The 15,598-nt window shown below is 68.5% G+C and carries 14 protein-coding genes and 1 pseudogene; 14 read left to right on the top strand and 1 reads right to left on the bottom strand.

What is annotated here, in order from left to right; translation table 11 throughout:
- The first annotated feature begins 1 nt into the window (after position 1).
- Positions 2-406 (top strand): annotated as a pseudogene (locus IPM73_16495) (calcium-binding protein).
- A gap of 315 nt (positions 407-721) precedes the next feature.
- Positions 722-2,527 carry a calcium-binding protein gene (locus IPM73_16490; GenBank protein ID MBK8919593.1) on the top strand — a complete coding sequence of 602 codons (1,806 nt, stop codon included), beginning with the start codon at positions 722-724 and terminating at the stop codon, positions 2,525-2,527.
- An 882-nt stretch (positions 2,528-3,409) separates the two neighbouring features.
- Here IPM73_16490 and IPM73_16485 read toward each other — a convergent pair.
- On the bottom strand, positions 3,410-5,008 hold the full coding sequence (locus IPM73_16485; GenBank protein MBK8919592.1) for a DUF853 family protein: 1,599 nt from the start codon (positions 5,006-5,008) through the stop codon (positions 3,410-3,412).
- Between the two features lie 155 nt (positions 5,009-5,163).
- Here IPM73_16485 and IPM73_16480 point away from each other — a divergent pair, with 155 nt between their 5' ends.
- The 12 genes from IPM73_16480 (at position 5,164) to ruvC (ending at position 15,597) form a co-directional block, all read left to right on the top strand.
- Positions 5,164-6,150 carry a stage II sporulation protein M gene (locus IPM73_16480; protein MBK8919591.1) on the top strand — a complete coding sequence of 329 codons (987 nt, stop codon included), beginning with the start codon at positions 5,164-5,166 and terminating at the stop codon, positions 6,148-6,150.
- Complete coding sequence (locus IPM73_16475) at positions 6,140-7,672, top strand: DUF4129 domain-containing protein (protein MBK8919590.1); 1,533 nt, start codon at positions 6,140-6,142, stop codon at positions 7,670-7,672. Before IPM73_16480 ends, IPM73_16475 begins: the two co-directional genes overlap by 11 nt.
- Positions 7,669-8,829 carry a DUF4350 domain-containing protein gene (locus IPM73_16470; GenBank protein ID MBK8919589.1) on the top strand — a complete coding sequence of 387 codons (1,161 nt, stop codon included), beginning with the start codon at positions 7,669-7,671 and terminating at the stop codon, positions 8,827-8,829. The genes IPM73_16475 and IPM73_16470 overlap by 4 nt, the downstream gene beginning before the upstream one ends.
- 9 nt (positions 8,830-8,838) lie before the next feature.
- The gene (locus tag IPM73_16465) at positions 8,839-9,825 is read left to right on the top strand and encodes a MoxR family ATPase (protein ID MBK8919588.1); all 987 of its coding nucleotides are present in this window, start codon (positions 8,839-8,841) and stop codon (positions 9,823-9,825) included.
- A gap of 42 nt (positions 9,826-9,867) precedes the next feature.
- A complete protein-coding gene (locus IPM73_16460) occupies positions 9,868-11,175 on the top strand; it encodes a DUF58 domain-containing protein (GenBank protein MBK8919587.1) in 1,308 nt (435 codons plus the stop codon).
- Positions 11,176-11,197: 22 nt separating this feature from the next.
- A complete protein-coding gene (locus tag IPM73_16455) occupies positions 11,198-11,971 on the top strand; it encodes a hypothetical protein (GenBank protein MBK8919586.1) in 774 nt (257 codons plus the stop codon).
- Positions 11,971-12,678, top strand: coding sequence for an RDD family protein (locus tag IPM73_16450; GenBank protein ID MBK8919585.1), 708 nt, complete (start codon positions 11,971-11,973; stop codon positions 12,676-12,678). Before IPM73_16455 ends, IPM73_16450 begins: the two co-directional genes overlap by 1 nt.
- 50 nt (positions 12,679-12,728) lie before the next feature.
- Positions 12,729-13,454, top strand: coding sequence for a YebC/PmpR family DNA-binding transcriptional regulator (locus tag IPM73_16445; GenBank protein ID MBK8919584.1), 726 nt, complete (start codon positions 12,729-12,731; stop codon positions 13,452-13,454).
- Between the two features lie 47 nt (positions 13,455-13,501).
- On the top strand, positions 13,502-14,356 hold the full coding sequence (locus IPM73_16440) for a DMT family transporter (GenBank protein MBK8919583.1): 855 nt from the start codon (positions 13,502-13,504) through the stop codon (positions 14,354-14,356).
- An 88-nt stretch (positions 14,357-14,444) separates the two neighbouring features.
- A complete protein-coding gene (locus IPM73_16435; protein ID MBK8919582.1) occupies positions 14,445-14,666 on the top strand; it encodes a type II toxin-antitoxin system PrlF family antitoxin in 222 nt (73 codons plus the stop codon).
- On the top strand, positions 14,663-15,067 hold the full coding sequence (locus IPM73_16430; GenBank protein MBK8919581.1) for a type II toxin-antitoxin system VapC family toxin: 405 nt from the start codon (positions 14,663-14,665) through the stop codon (positions 15,065-15,067). Before IPM73_16435 ends, IPM73_16430 begins: the two co-directional genes overlap by 4 nt.
- The gene (ruvC, locus tag IPM73_16425) at positions 15,064-15,597 is read left to right on the top strand and encodes a crossover junction endodeoxyribonuclease RuvC (GenBank protein ID MBK8919580.1); all 534 of its coding nucleotides are present in this window, start codon (positions 15,064-15,066) and stop codon (positions 15,595-15,597) included. Before IPM73_16430 ends, ruvC begins: the two co-directional genes overlap by 4 nt.
- The last annotated feature ends 1 nt before the right edge of the window (position 15,598 follow it).

The following is a 15,598-nucleotide window of genomic DNA, read 5'->3' as shown; positions in this document are numbered from 1 at the left end:
CCTGGACGGCACGGGCAACGCCCTCGCCAACACGATCCTGGGCAACACGGGCGCCAACACCCTGGACGGCGCGGGGGGTGTCGATCTCCTCAAGGGCGGCGCCGGAAACGACACCTACCGGGTCGACCTCACCGCCACCAACCTCCTCCAGGACGCCCTCAGCGAAAACACCCTGGAAGGCAACGACAGCGTCGTCCTGCGGGGCGGCAACACGGCCCTCCTGACCTACGCCACCCTCACCCTGGGCGCCCACCTGGAAGGGCTGGATGCCTCCGGTACCACCACCGCCAAGCTCCACCTCACCGGCAATGCCCTCGCCAACACCCTCACCGGCAACGACGCTGCCAACACCCTCGACGGGGGCCTGGGGGCGGACGCCCTCATCGGCGGCCTGGGCGACGATACCTACGTCCTCGACAACCTGGGCGATGAAGTCAGCGAAAACGCCGGCCAGGGCAGCGACACCCTGCGCATCCTCATCGCCACGGCGGGGGCCGGCATCACCCTGGCCGCCAACGTCGAGAATGCCCTGCTGCTCAACGCCGTCGCCTTCAACCTCAGCGGCAACGCCCTCGCCAACACCCTCACCGGCAACGCCGCCGCCAACACCCTGGACGGCGGCAGCGGGGCAGACCTGCTCGACGGCAAGGGCGGGGCAGACCGGCTGATCGGCGGTCTGGGCAACGACACTTACCTCGTCGATCACGCCGGCGACATCGTCGTGGAGAACGCCGGCGAAGGCACCGACGTCGTGGCCGTGGCCATCGCCACCACAGGCAGCCACACCCTGGCCGAGCAGGTGGAGAACGGCGTGCTGGTCAACGGGGTGGCCTTCCACCTCTACGGCAACGGACTGGCCAATACCCTGACCGGCAACGCCGCCGCCAACACCCTGGGGGGCGGCGCGGGGGCTGACGTCCTCGACGGGGCGGGGGGCGCCGATGTGCTGCGGGGCGGGGCGGACGACGATCTCTACCGGGTGGACCTCACCAGCGGCAACCTGCTGCAGGATACGGTCGTCGAACTGGCCGACGAAGGGAACGACAGCATCATCCTGCGCGGCGGCAACGCCGCACTGAGCGGCTTTGTCACCCTCACCCTGGCGGCCCAGGTGGAAAACCTGGACGCTTCGGGCACCGGCAGCGCGCGCCTGCACCTCACCGGCAATGCCCTGGCCAACACCCTCACCGGCAACAACGCGGCCAATACCCTGAACGGTGCGGCCGGCGCCGATGTCCTCATCGGCGGCGGCGGGGACGACAGCTACGTGGTGGACGATGTGGGCGACCAGATCGTCGAGGACTCCGGCGCCGGGGCCGATCAGGTGATCCTGGCCATCCTTGCCGCCGGGGCCAGCTACGTCCTGGCGGACAATGTCGAGACCGTGCGCATGACCAGCGCCGCCGGCCTGACCGTGGTCGGTAACGACGGCGCCAACACCCTCTACGGTGGCCTGGGCGACGACTATCTGGTCGGTAACGACGGCAACGACCGCCTTTACGCCGACGGCGGCAGCGATGCCGCCCCCGGGGTGGGAAGCGGCGACATCCTGGAGGGAGGCATCGGCGACGACGTCTACTTCGGCGTCGGGGTGGGCGTCCAGGTCATCGAGGCGGCGGACCAGGGTTGGGATTCGGTCTATCTCGCCTACAGCAATGGTCCCACGCTCATCGATCTGGCCAGCGATTTCCAGAACGTGGAAAGCCTCAGTCTCATCAACTCGACCGGCAGCTACCGGGTACTGGGCACCGCGGCGGCCGAACGCCTGGAAGGCAACACCGCCGCCAACACCCTGGAGGGCAATGGCGGCAACGACACCCTGCTGGGCGGGGGCGGCCAGGACGTGCTCATCGGCGGCACGGGCGACGATTACTACGACATCGACAGCCTCGACGACGTCATCCTCGAAGACCCGGGCGGCGGGCAGGATTTCGTTCACGTCAGCCGCGGCAATACCACGGCCACCCCCTGGAATCTCGCGTTTTCCGACGTTGAGGCAGTCGACCTGGCCGGGGCCGCCGGGACGATCAATCTGACCGGCGGGAACGAAGCCAATACCTTCTATGGCAACGCCGCTGCCAACGTCCTCTCCGGCGGAGCCGGCAACGATACCCTGGTGGGGGGCGGCGGCAACGACACCCTGGACGGGGGCAACGACGCCGACACCCTCTACGGCGGCACCGGCCTGGACCGCCTCACCGGGGGAAGCGGTGCCGACAGCTTCCACTTCAATGCCCCGCTGCTGGCTGCCAACCTGAAGACCCTCACCGATTTCAGCGCCGGAACGGATTCCCTGGTGTTCGAAGCCCTGGGCATCGCCGGCCTGCCGGCCAGCTACGATGCCTCGATGTTTCAGTCGGCGGCGAACCACGTGGCCGGCAGCCTTGCCGTGCGCTTCCTTTACGACACGGCCCTGGGCAATCTCTACTACGACGCCGACGGCAGCGCCGCTGCCAAGAGCGCCGTGCTCTTCGCCCATCTGGACGGCAACCCGGCCCTGGCCGCCGGTGACCTCAGTATCCTCTGAGGGATTGCGAATAGACCTGGAAGGTCGGTCGGCCGCTTTTTGGATGCCCTGAACGCCCTGTGCCCTGGGCCGCCACGCCATTCCGAATGGCTCGCCTATGGGGTGTATCGCTACGAAATCCCTCCGGAAAATCGTGCCAGCGGTAGCTCCCTGGCCCGGCCTCTTTTCTGAACCCGTGGGTTTCATCGCAACTCCCCGGACTGTCCTCTTTTCTGAACCCATGGTTTCCGCGCCTGATGCGCGGGCGTACTTTCTTTTTGGTGGCAAAAAGAAAGTAGCCAAAGAAAAAGCCACCCCTGGGTCGGAGCCCCGCGTTGCGGGGTCCCCTGCGCTACTCGGGGGCTTGGGCGGCTCGCTAAACTCGCCCCCGATGGGGGGCTCAGACAACGCGAGCCGACATCCCCAAGCCCCCTGCGTTGCTCGGCTCCTCTCAAGGGGCCCAGAAGCGGCCGGGCTGAAAGGCCGTACCCCTTCAAGCCCATCGTCCGCACGGGATCAGCCAAAGCAGCCGACCACGGCCCAAAGTCCGGACGCCCTTCCCCCCATGGAAGACGCTGAGCAACGCAGGGCTTCCGGGGGCCTTCGGGTCGCGTTGTCCGAGTCCCCGCAGGGGGCGAGTTTAGCGACCCGCCCGGATGCCCGAGTAGCGCAAGGGACCGGGCGCAGCCCGGCGTCGACCCTGGGGTCGCCTTCTTTTTGGTGACTTTTTCTTGGCGAAGCAAGAAAAAGTCACACGCCCTCCAGGCGGAACACCAGGGTTCAGCAATCCGCCCTGCCTCCGGAGAAGCGGGGCCATTCCGCGAGTCCCCGGTCCAACCACCCCTGGTCTCCGCACCCGATGCGTAGCCCGATTGCCTCTGTGGACGCTGCCGCTCCCTCGCCTCAGCGCCTTCCGCCGAGAATGGACCCCAGCACCCCCCGCAGCACTTGTTTGCCGATTTCCCGGCCGATGGTGCCGGCGAGACCTCGGGCGACGCTTTTCGCCGCGGCTTCGACCACCCCTTCGCGGCGTCCGCCGCGGCCCGAGAGCATGTCCCCCAGGCCGCCGAACAGGCCACCGCCGGATTCGGCCGCCGGGGTTTCCTGGGGCGCCGGTTGCGGGACCGGCGCCGGCCGCGGCGTGGTGCCGGGGGTGCGAGTCCCCATTCCGGCCGGAGCGGCCGGGGCGGGAATCGCCCCTGGCCCCGCCGGGCGGGGAGTGGCCGCTGGGCGGCCCTTGAGGATTTCGTAGGCCGATTCCCGATCCAGTGCTTGGCCATAGGCCGCGAGCAGGGGTGAGGACTGGATCGCCGCGCCCCGCTCCTCGGCCGTGAGGGGCCCCAGGCGTGAGGCCGGCGGGAAGATCAGGGCACGCTCGACCACGTTGGGGCGCCCTTTTTCGTCCAGGAAGGAGACCAGGGCCTCGCCGACCCCCAGTTCGGTAATGGCGGTGGCGGCGTCGAACTTGGGGTTGGCGCGCATCGTCTCCGCCGCCGCCTGGACCGCCTTCTGGTCCCGGGGGGTAAAGGCGCGCAGGGCGTGCTGCACCCGGTTGCCCAACTGGCCGAGGATCTTTTCCGGCACGTCGAGGGGGTTCTGGGTCACGAAATAGACCCCCACGCCCTTGGAGCGGATCAGGCGCACCACCTGCTCCACCTTGTCCACCAGGGCGGTCGGGGCGTCGGAAAAAAGCAGGTGGGCTTCGTCGAAGAAGAAGACCAGCTTGGGCTTTTCCAGGTCGCCGGCTTCCGGCAGTTGCTCGAACAGTTCGGACAGCAGCCAGAGCAGGAAGGTGGAATAGAGGGCCGGCGAATGGATGAGCTTCTCGGCAGCGAGGATATTGACCACGCCGCGGCCGTTGTCGTCCACTTGCATGAGGTCGGCGATGTCCAGCATGGGTTCGCCGAAGAACATGTCGCCGCCCTGTTCCTCCAGGGTCAGCAGGCCGCGCTGGATGGCGCCGATGGAGGCGGCGGCGACGTTGCCGTATTCGGTGGTGAATTCCTTGGCGTTGTCCCCCACGTGCTGGACCATGGCGCGCAAATCCTTCAAATCGAGGAGCAGCAGCCCCTGGTCGTCGGCGATCTTGAACACCAGTTGCAGCACGCCGGCCTGGGTCTCGTTCAGATTGAGGAGGCGCCCCAGCAGCAGCGGCCCCATGTCGGACACCGTGGCCCGCACGGGAATGCCGCCCTGGCCGAAAACGTCCCACAGGGCCGTGGTGTTGGCGAAGGGGGCAAAGCCCTCCAGCCCCACTTCCTTGATGCGCTTCTCCAGCTTGGGGCTGAGGGTGCCGGTGGCGCCCATGCCTGACAGGTCACCCTTCACGTCAGCCATGAAGACCGGCACGCCGGCGTAGGACAGGCGCTCGGCCATGGATTGCAGGGTGACGGTCTTGCCGGTGCCGGTGGCGCCGGTGATGAGGCCGTGGCGGTTCGCCATCTGGGGCAGCAGCGCGGGGAAGCCATCTTCGGATTTGGCAAGGTAGAGGGGGTCGGACATGATGATGAACGCCAGGGAATCAAGGAGGTGACGAGGGTAGCACAGCCCGGAAACGCGGTCTTCAGTCCCATGAGCCCGGGCCGTGCTTCCCTGCCCCGATCGCAAGCCACTTGCCGCCGTATTGTGAGAACGTCATAATCCGCGCGGGGGAAAACTTGAAAGAAAACCAATTCATCGCACGGCGTCAGGACGAGTGGCTGGCCTGGGACCGCTGGCTTGCCCGATCGCGGTGCCGTCCGGGGGCCGGGGACGGGGCGCCGGACTGGGCGCCGGCCGCGCTTCCCGGCGCCTTCCGCCGACTCTGCCGCGATCTCGCCCTGGCCAGGGACCGGGGCTACTCGGCCCGGTTGGTCGAAGCCCTGCACCAGCGGGTTCTCTCCGCCCACCAGGCGGTCTACGGCGCCGCTCCGGGCGGCCGCAATGCCTTCCTGGCATTTGTCGTCGCGGGCTTCCCGGCGCTGGTGCGGCAGGAGTGGCGTCTGGTCGCCCTGGCGGCGCTTTTTTTCTTCGGGCCGCTGCTCATCGTTCTCGGACTGCTCCAGGGCAACCCGGAGGGCGTCTATCTCCTGCTCAGCCCGGAGCAGGTCATGCAGTTCGAGGCCATGTATGCCCCCGACGCCCCCCACCTGGGCCGGCCGCGCACGGCGTCCAACGAGTGGCAGATGCTGGGGATGTACATCGCCAACAACGTGCGCATCGACTTCCAGTGCTTCGCCGGGGGCATCGCCTTCGGCGTCGGCAGCCTCTTCTATCTGCTCTACAACGGCCTGAGCATCGGTGCGGTGGCCGGTCATCTCACCCAGCTTGGTTTCGTCGAGACCTTCTGGGGCTTCGTCGCGGGGCACAGCGCCTTCGAATTGACCGGCGCCGTCCTTTCCGGCGCCGCGGGGTTGAAGCTGGGGCAGGCCCTCGTCTTTCCAGGGGAGGAAAGCCGCATTGCTGCGCTCAAGTCGGCGGCCAAGGGGGCTGCCGGCCTCCTCGCCGGCGCCGCCGGGCTGACCTTCCTCGCCGCCTTCATCGAAGCGTTCTGGTCCCCCAATCGCGAGGTGCCCTTTGCCATCAAGGTGGGTTTCGGCGTCTTCTTCTGGGCGCTGACCTGGGGCTACCTGCTCCTCGTCGGCCGGGGACACCGTGCAGATTGAGCACTTTGCCCTGCGCCTGCGCCGCCGCAGCGTGTGGGAGGCCCTGGACCTCGGTCACGCCCTGCTGCGGGCCTGGGCGGGGCCGGCCTACCGGGTCTGGGGGCTTGCCTACGGCACCACCGCCGCCCTCCTTCTGACCCTTTTCTGGACCCAGCAAGTCATCGCCCTGGCGCTTCTGTGGTGGCTGAAGCCGGCTTTCGACCGCGTACTGCTGTTTTCCTACAGCCGCTCGCTCTTCGGCCAGACCACGTCCTGGCGCGACCTGCGGGCGGCCCTGCCGGACCTGCTCCGCCGCAGCGGCCTCTTGCTGGGACTGACCGTGCATCGCTTCAGCCTCCTGCGTTCCTTCGTGCTGCCGGTGAGGCAGCTCGAAGGGCAGCGCGGCCGCGCCGCCCGGGAGCGGCGCCGGGTGCTGGCCCGCAAGTCCGGCGCGGGAGCGGTCTGGCTCATGTTCGTCTGCGTCAACCTGGAAATCGCCCTCTATTGTTCCCTGGTCATCGTCGTGGGGGCGCTGCTGCCCCAGGGGAGCGAGGACGTTCTCTCCCTCAGCCTTTGGTTCCTGGGCGATGTGCCACCGGAGCAGGAAATCGTCACCAGCCTCCTGGCCCTCGCGGTGAGCGCCCTGATCGAGCCCCTCTACGTCGCCAGCGGCTTCGCCCTCTACCTGAACCGGCGCAGCGAACTGGAGGGCTGGGATATCGAACTCGCCTTCCGCCGTCTGGCGCGGCGTCCGCCCCCCGCTCCCGCCGTGGGGTCCCCGGTGGGCTTTTTCGCGGCCCTGCTGCTTACGCTGGCCTGCACGGCCGCCATCACCCCGGCTCCGGTCTGGGCCCAGGAGCCGTCCCGCGAAGAGGCCCGGAGCGCTCCGCGCAGCGAGCCGCCCACCCGGGCGCGGCGGACCATCGATGCGGTGCTCGCCGATCCTGAATTCGGCCACAAGTCGGAAAGCACCCAGTGGCGCTGGCGGGAATCCCCGGTGGGTGAGGAATCCCGCCCCCCCGCCTGGCTGGACTTCGTGCTCCGGGTGGTGGAGTTCGTCAGCCAGGTGCTCAAGGGACTGGTCTGGATCGCCTGGATCGCGGGGGCGGCGGTATTGGCCTACTTTCTCCTGCGTTACCGGGAAACCCTGCGCTCCCGTCGCGCTCCGCGCCCCGAAGCGCCCGAATTCCTCTACGGACTCGACCTGCGCCCCCAGTCGCTGCCCGACGATGTACCCGCCGCGGCCCGGGCCAGCCTGGCGGCCGGGCGCGTGGCGGAAGCCCTGAGCCTGCTCTATCGCGGCGCCCTGATCGCCCTGATCCGGCGCGACGGGATCGATTTCCGTCCCGGCGACACCGAGGCCGACTGCCGTCGCCGGGTGGCCGGGCAGGTGAGCGCCGAGGCCTCGGGCTTCTTCGCCGCCCTGCTCGATGCCTGGCAGGAGGCGGCCTATGCCGGCGCAGCGCCCGGTGGGGCTCGCGTGGAAGCGCTCTGCGCGGCATGGCCGCGGCACTTCGCCGTGGCCGCCGGGGGCCAGTCATGAAGCGTCGCATGGTCTGGATCGCGCTTGCCCTGGCGGCCATGCTGGTTCTGGGCAGCGCCTGGTTCCTGGCCAACTTCGATCAGGTGGTGGTGGATTCCTGGGAGCAGCCGGGCCAGGAAGCCCGCCGCAATCGCTTCCTGGCCCTGGAAAAGTTCCTGGGAGCGCTGGGGCGCACCAGCGAGCGCATCGCCGACCCCGGCCTTCTCGACCGCTTGCCGCCCGGCGTTCTCATCCTCGACAGCGGGCGGCGGGGCCTCATGACGCCCCAGCGGGTCAGGAACCTGCTGGCCTGGGTGGAACGTGGCGGCTACGTCATCACCACACCGGAAGCCGGCGACCGCTCCGATCCCCTCCTCGGCGCCTTCGACATCGACTGCACCTGCAAGGACAGCCCACCGCCCCCCGAGCCCGGCGCGCCCGCCGCGGTGCCGAAAAAGCCGCCGCCCCGGGTGAGCGTGAGCGTGCCGGGCAGCGGGCGCCCGCTCAAGATCCGCTACCAATACAGCAATCTCGCCCCCGGGAAGGTCGTCCCCGCCTGGGCTGCGGGGGCCGAGGGCTTTCCCGCCCAGGTGCTGCACTACAGCCATGGGCGGGGGCAGATCACGGTCGTCAGTGATCTGAACGGGCTCTTCAACGACGTGACCATCGGGCGGGAGGACCATGCGGACGTACTCCTCGCCCTGCTCGAAACCTACCAGCCCGATCCGCGCCAGCCCGTGTTTCTGCTCACCCGTCTGGCAGGCCCGTCCCTCTGGGCCTGGCTCGCCGAGGTCGCTGCGCCGGCCCTGGTGGGCGGCCTGGTTTTGCTGCTCGTCTGGCTCTGGCAGCGGCTGCCGCGTTTCGGCCCGGTCGTGCCGGGGCTTCCGCCGGAGCGCCGGGAGCTGGGTGAGCACCTGGCCGCCGTCGGCCGCTACGTGTGGCGCTGCGGCGGGCTGGAGACCTGGCTGTCGGTGGCCCGGGAAGCCTTCCAGCAACGCCTGACCCGGCGCCATCCGCAGCTTGCCGTCCTGCCGCCCGGGGAGCAGGTCGCCGCCCTTGCCGCCCTGAGCGGCCGTTCCCACGCCGCCATTGCCGCCGCCCTGCACCAGGCCGCGGCGACGCCCCATTCCTTCACCCAGGCCCTCTACACCCTGCAACGCCTGGAACGCAGCCTATGAGACCGCGCCATGACCTCCTCGACCCCCCTCACTGAAGACAAACTCAAGCAGGCCAGCCAGATCCTGGAAAAACTCTCCGCCGAGCTGGCCAAGGCCCTCATCGGCCAGGGGGCAGTGGTGCGCGAAGTGCTCGCCGCCCTGCTCTGCGACGCCCACGTGCTGGTCGAGGGCGTTCCCGGCCTGGGCAAGACCCTGCTCATCAAGGCCCTGGGCAAGACCTTCGGCGGGCAGATGAAGCGCATCCAGTTCACCCCCGACCTGATGCCTTCGGACATCCTCGGCCATACCTACTTCGAGGCGTCGAGTGGACGCTTCACCACCCGCCAGGGGCCGATATTCACCCACCTCCTGCTGGCCGACGAAATCAACCGCGCCCCCGCCAAGACCCAGGCGGCGCTGCTGGAAGCCATGCAGGAGCGCCAGGTGACGCTGGAGGGAACGGCCCTGGCCCTGCCGCGGCCCTTCATGGTCCTGGCTACCCAGAACCCCATCGAGCAGGAAGGCACCTACCCCCTGCCCGAAGCCCAACTCGACCGCTTCCTGCTCAAGATACGCATCGGCTACCCCAGCGCCGAGGAAGAGGCCGCCCTCACCCGCCATGTGACCTCCCGCAGCACCGGCGCCGATCTCTCGGTGGAAGCGGTGCAGACCGTCATCCAGCCTGCGACCCTGCTGGCGCTGCAACAGGCGACGGCCCACGTGGCCGTCGATGACCGCGTGACGCAGTATGCCGTCGCCCTGGTGCGGGCCACCCGGGAATCCCCCAATATCGCCTGCGGTGCCGGACCCCGGGGCAGCATCGCCCTGGTGCGGGTGGCCCGGGCCCTCGCCCTCATGGCCGGTCGGGGCTATGCCACGCCGGACGACGTCAAGGCCGCCGCCCTGCCTGCCCTGCGGCACCGCATCACCCCTTCGGCGGAGGCGGAAATCGAAGGCCTGAGCACCGACGAGTTGCTGCTCGCCCTGCTGGGGCAGGTTGCCGCCCCCCGGGCCTGACGCACAGGATCCGAGCCGCCCGTGTCCCCCAGTTCGCCCCTCCTGCCCATTCCCGATAGCCGCCTGCTGGCGCTGGCGGCACTCTGGTTCCTGGGCGCCCTCGCGCTGCTGCGCTGGCCGGGGGGGCTGGCCGCCTGGCAGTTCGGCGGCGGGGGCCTGCTGGCCGTGGCGCTGGCCGACGCCCTGGCCGGGAGTCGCCGCCGGGGGCGGCTGACGCTCTCCCGGCAGCTTGCCCGGACCTTGCCGGTGGGCACCTGGCAGACCGTCGGGCTCCGGGTCGGCGCATCGGCCCCGGCGGCCGGGTGGGTGCGGGATCGCCATCCGGCGGCGTTTCGCAGCACCGGGCTGCCGCTCTTCTTCGACCTTGCCGCGGGGGAGCGCCTGGAGGCTTCCTACCGCCTGCACCTGACGCAACGCGGTCCGGAAACCTTCTCCGGCGTCGATGTGCGCCTGCGTTCGCCCCTGGGGCTCTGGCTGATTCCCGAGTTTCTGCCCGTGTGCGATGCCGCCCGGGTCTTCCCCGATTTCGCCCGCATCACCCAGTACACCCTCCTGGCCACCGACCACAGGCTTTCCCAGTGGGGCATCCTCAACCGTCGCCGCCGGGGCCAGGGCATGGAGTTCCATCAGTTGCGCGACTATCGCCGCGAGGATGCGCTGCGCCAGATCGACTGGAAAGCCAGCGCCCGCCTGGGCAAACTGATCTCGCGCGAATATCAGGACGAAAGGGACCAGCAGGTGGTCTTCCTGCTCGACTGTGGCAGCCGCATGGGCGCCCGGGACGGCGATCTTTCCCACTTCGACCATAGCCTGAACGCCGTGCTGCTCCTGGCCTACGTGGCGCTCAACCAGGGCGACGCCGCGGGCCTGCTCAGCTTTGGCCACGCCCAGCCCCGCTTCATCGCGCCGCACAAGTCCGCGAGCACGGTCAATCGCCTCCTGGAGGCGGTCTATGATCTGCACCCCACGAGCCAGACGCCGGACTACCTGCGGGCGGCGGAGCACCTGCTGCAACGACTGGGCAAGCGCGCCCTGGTCATCCTGCTGACCAATCTGCGCGATGAAGATGCCGACACGCTCGAACCGGCGGTGGCGCTCCTGGCCCGGCGCCATGCCGTCACCGTCGCCAGCCTGCGGGAGCCCGTCCTCGAGGACATGCTGGCCGCGCCGGTGACGGACTTCGACACCGCGCTCACCCGGGCGGCCGCCCTGCAGTATTCCGCCGCGCGCCGCTGCCAGGCGGCCCGCCTGCGCCACGGCGGCATTTCCCTGCTCGACGTGAGCCCCCGCGAGTTGCCCGTCGCCCTGGTCAATCACTACTGGGAGCGCAAGCGCTCCGGGTCCCTTTGAACCTTTCCCGAGGAGTCTTTCCATGCATACCCAGGACAACAACCCTTTCCAGGCACCCGCCTCCCGCGTTGCCGATCCCTTTCCCGCGGCGGGGGACTTCGTCCCCGAGGGGCGCAAGCTCACCTCCGCCGAGGCCGTCGACTGGCTGCGCGAGGGCTGGCAGCTTTTTCTGCAGGCCCCCGGCCCGTGGATCCTGATCTCGGTGAGCTTCGCCCTCATCCTCATGGTCCTGGGCGTCATTCCCCTGGTGGGCATCGTGGCCAATCTGCTGATTCCTGTTTTCGCGGGGGGCCTCATGCTGGGCTGCAAATCCCTGGAGGAGGGCGATGGCTTGCGCTTCGGCCACCTGTTCGCAGGCTTCTCCAACCAGGCCGGCAGCCTTGTCATGGTGGGGGTGATCTATCTGGTCGGCATCGTGGCCATCGTTTTGCTCGCGGTCGTGATCGGCGGGTTACTGGGCTTCGGGTCGGCTTTTGCAGGCGGGGGAAGTGAAGTGGCCGGACTCGTCGGGGTCCTGGTCGGCCTGCTGAGCGCCGTGCTCATCATGCCCCTGGCCATGGCCGTCTGGTTTGCCCCCGCCCTGATCATCTTCCACCAGCAGAGTCCCCTGGATGCCATGAAGTCCAGCTTCTTCGCGTGCCTGAAGAACTTCCTGCCCTTCCTGGTCTATGGCCTGGTGTTCCTGGTGCTGGCCATCCTGGCCACCCTGCCGGTCGGGCTGGGATGGCTGGTCCTCATCCCGGTCACCCAGGCCTCCATCTACGCCGGCTACAAGAGCCTGTTTACGCGGGGTTGATGCCGCTTTCCTCCAAGACGATGTTCGATACCCTGCGCCACGTCGCGACGCCCGAGGGCTGCGAGCTGGAACTGCGCATCGCCGGCCCGGTCACCCGGGCCCGGGCGTGGCTCTTCGACTTTCTCCTGCGCCTGGTCGGCTGGTTCGCTCTGGCCACCCTGGCCGGTGCCACCGGGAACCTGGGGTTGGGCATTTTCCTGGTCGGCACCTTCCTCCTCGAATGGTTCTATCCCATTCTCTTCGAGGTCTATATGGGGGGGCAGACACCGGGCAAGAAGGCCTGCGACCTGATCGTGGTCCATGACGACGGACGGCCGGTGGGCTGGCAGGGCGCCTTTATCCGCAATACCGTGCGCTTCGTCGACTTCCTGCCCGTTTTCTATGGCGCCGGGTACGTGGCCAGCCTGCTCAACGCCGACGGCAAGCGGCTGGGCGACCTGGCGGCGGGGACGGTGGTGATCCACGCGGACCGGCGCGAGGTGGCCCCCCCGCCTGCGCCCCAGGACCCGGGGGTCGAGGCCCCTCCGCTCCCGCTGACGGCCGAGGAACAGCAGGCCGTGGTGGAGTATCTGCACCGCAGCGCCCAGTTCACCGACGAGCGCTCTCTCGAATTGGCCCTGCTGCCCCGCGGTCTGGTGCAAGGGCTCACGGCGGAGCAGGCGCGCAGCCGGCTGCTCCGCCTGGGAAACTTCCTGCTGGGTTCTTAGCCTTCGCCGCGGCGGGCGGTTAAAATGGCCGCTTTTTTTGGGAATTTGCCATGGCCGGACACTCCAAATGGGCCAATATCCAGCACCGTAAGGGCCGCCAGGACGAGAAGCGCGGGGCGGCCTTCTCCAAGATCGCCAAGGAAATCACGGTCGCGGCCAAGATGGGCGGCGGCGACGCCGCCTTCAACCCGCGCCTGCGCGTGGCGGTGGATAAGGCCAAGGGCATCAACATGCCCAAGGACAAGATCGACACCGCCATCAAGAAGGGCACCGGCGAGCTGGAAGGCGTCGATTACGTCGAAATCCGCTACGAGGGCTACGGCATCGGCGGCGCGGCGATCATGGTCGATTGCCTCACCGACAACAAGACCCGCACCGTGGCCGAAGTGCGCCACGCCTTCAACAAGCACGGCGGCAATATGGGCACCGACGGCTGCGTGGCCTTCCAGTTCAAACACTGCGGCCAGATGCTCTTCGCCCCCGGCACCGACGAGGCCGCCCTCATGGACGCCGCCATCGACGCCGGCGCCGAGGACGTGGCGACCCACGACGATGGCTCCATCGAAGTGATCACCGGCCCCGCCGACTTCATCGCCGTCAAGGACGCCCTGGAAGCCGCCGGCTTCAAGCCCGAATTCGCCGAGGTGACCATGAAACCCGAAGGCGAGAGCGAGCTGAGCGGCGACGACGCGGTGAAAATGCAGAAACTCCTCGACGCCCTGGAAAGCCTGGACGACGTGCAGGAGATCTACACCACCGCGGTCATGGACGAATAGGCCGGACCGCCCCCGGAACGAGGCGGCGCCCCGGCGCCGCCTTTTTTATGCAGAAAATCTACCCCCTCCTCTTCGTCTTCCTCTGGAGCACCGGCTTCATCGGTGCCAAGTTCGGCCTGCCCTATGCCGAACCGCTCTCCTTCCTGCTCGTCCGCTACGGCATCGTCATCGTTCTGATGAGCGTCCTCGCGCTCGCCACCCGTGCCCCCTGGCCCAGGGAGCCGCGCCAGTGGGTGCATATCGGGGTCTCCGGCCTGCTGGTCCATGCCACCTATCTGGGCGGCGTCTTCGTCGCCATCGGCCATGGCCTGCCGGCGGGCATCACCGCCCTTGTGGTCGGCATGCAGCCGCTGCTCACCGCCCTCGGCGCCGGCTGGCTGCTGGGGGAGCGGGTCAGCGGCCGGCAGTGGGCGGGCCTGGCCCTGGGCTTCGTCGGCGTCGTTCTGGTGGTTTCCGGAAAAATCACCGGCGGCCCGGCCCTCGGCCCCATGCTCGTCCCCGCGCTGGTGGCGCTCCTGGGCATCACTGCGGGCACCCTGTACCAGAAACGCTATTGCGCCAGCTTCGACCTGCGGGCCGGGTCGGTCATCCAGTTCGTCCCCACCGCTGTCGTGACCGCCATCGCCGTCGCCCTGTTCGAGGATTTCCGCATCGACTGGACGCCCCAGTTCGGCTTTGCCCTGGCCTGGCTGGTGGGGGTGCTGTCCCTCGGCGCCATCAGTCTCCTCAACCTGCTCATCCGTGGCGGCAGCGCGGTGAACGTGGCCAGCCTCTTCTACCTCACCCCGCCCACCACGGCCCTCATCGCCTGGGGAATCTTCGGTGAAACCCTGGCCCCCGTCGCCCTGGTCGGCATGGTGCTGGCGGTGAGCGGGGTGTATGTGGTGGCGCGGGGGCGATAGGGCTCGGCGTTGGGGGGCCGGGGTTGGCGGGCTTGCCCCCGGGATCAATTCTTACTATCATCAGATTTGTAAGGAAAGCGAGGCCGCCGTGTCCGACACGACTTTGACCAGCAAGGGTCAGACCACCATCCCCAAGGGAATCCGCGATGAGCTCGGCATCAGGCCGGGCGACAGGATGACCTTTACCCTCCTGCCGGACGGCACGGTCATCATGCGGGTCAAGAACCGCCGTCTCGCCGACGCAGCGGGCGCGCTCCATCGGGAAGGCGAGCCTGCCGTGCCCGTCGAGCAGATGACCCCCTGGCGATGATTGGCATCGATACCAACGTCCTGGTCCGCTACCTGGTCCGGGACGATGCGGTGCAGTTTGCCCTCGCCCGCGATCTGATCCTTGGCGCCGTCGCTTCCGGCGAGGCGATCCTGATCTCTCTGCCGGTGGTTCTTGAGACGGAATGGGTTCTGCGCAGCCGCTACCGGCGCAACAAGGCGGATGTCGCCGGCGCCTTAGCCGACCTCCTGGAGTCCCGCGAACTGTCCTTCGAGGCTGAAGAAAGCCTGGAAGAAGCCCTGTACGCCTGGAAAGGAAGCACTGCCGACTTTGCCGACTGCCTGATCGCAGCGCACCAGAGGCGTCTGGGGGCCAAGACGACCTGGACCTTCGACGCCTTGGCTGCTCGTCTTTCCGGGATGAGCCGGCTCGGATCTGCATGAGCCTGACCCGCATCCTCGGCATTGACCCCGGCCTGCGGGTGACCGGGTTTGGCGTCATCGAAAAGCACGGCAATCAACTCGTCTATGTGGCCAGCGGCTGCATCAGGTCGCAGGAGCGCGATGCCCTCCCGGCGCGCATCAAGACCATTTTTTCCGGCATTGGCGAGGTCGTGAGGTCCTACGCACCGACCCAGGCGGCGGTGGAGAATGTCTTCGTGAACGTCAATCCCCAATCCACCCTCCTCCTCGGCCAGGCCCGCGGCGCCGCGCTGTCGGCCCTGGTCCATGCCGACCTGCCGGTAGCGGAATACACGGCGCTCCAGGTCAAGCAGGCGGTGGTCGGCCACGGCAAGGCGGCCAAGGAGCAGGTGCAGCACATGGTGGTGAGGCTGCTTTCCCTGTCCGGCGCCCCGACGGCGGATGCGGCCGACGCCCTGGCCTGCGCCATCTGCCACGCCCACGGTGGGCAGGGTCTGGGCGCTTTGGCCACCGCCGGCTATCGCGTGCGGGGCGGCCGCCTGATAGGATAAT

It is taken from the genome of Betaproteobacteria bacterium, from assembly GCA_016720065.1.
Lineage (GTDB): Bacteria > Pseudomonadota > Gammaproteobacteria > Burkholderiales > Rhodocyclaceae > SSSZ01.
The sequence above is the reverse complement of the archived record's forward strand: the minus strand, read 5'-3'. Positions and strand labels throughout refer to the sequence as shown.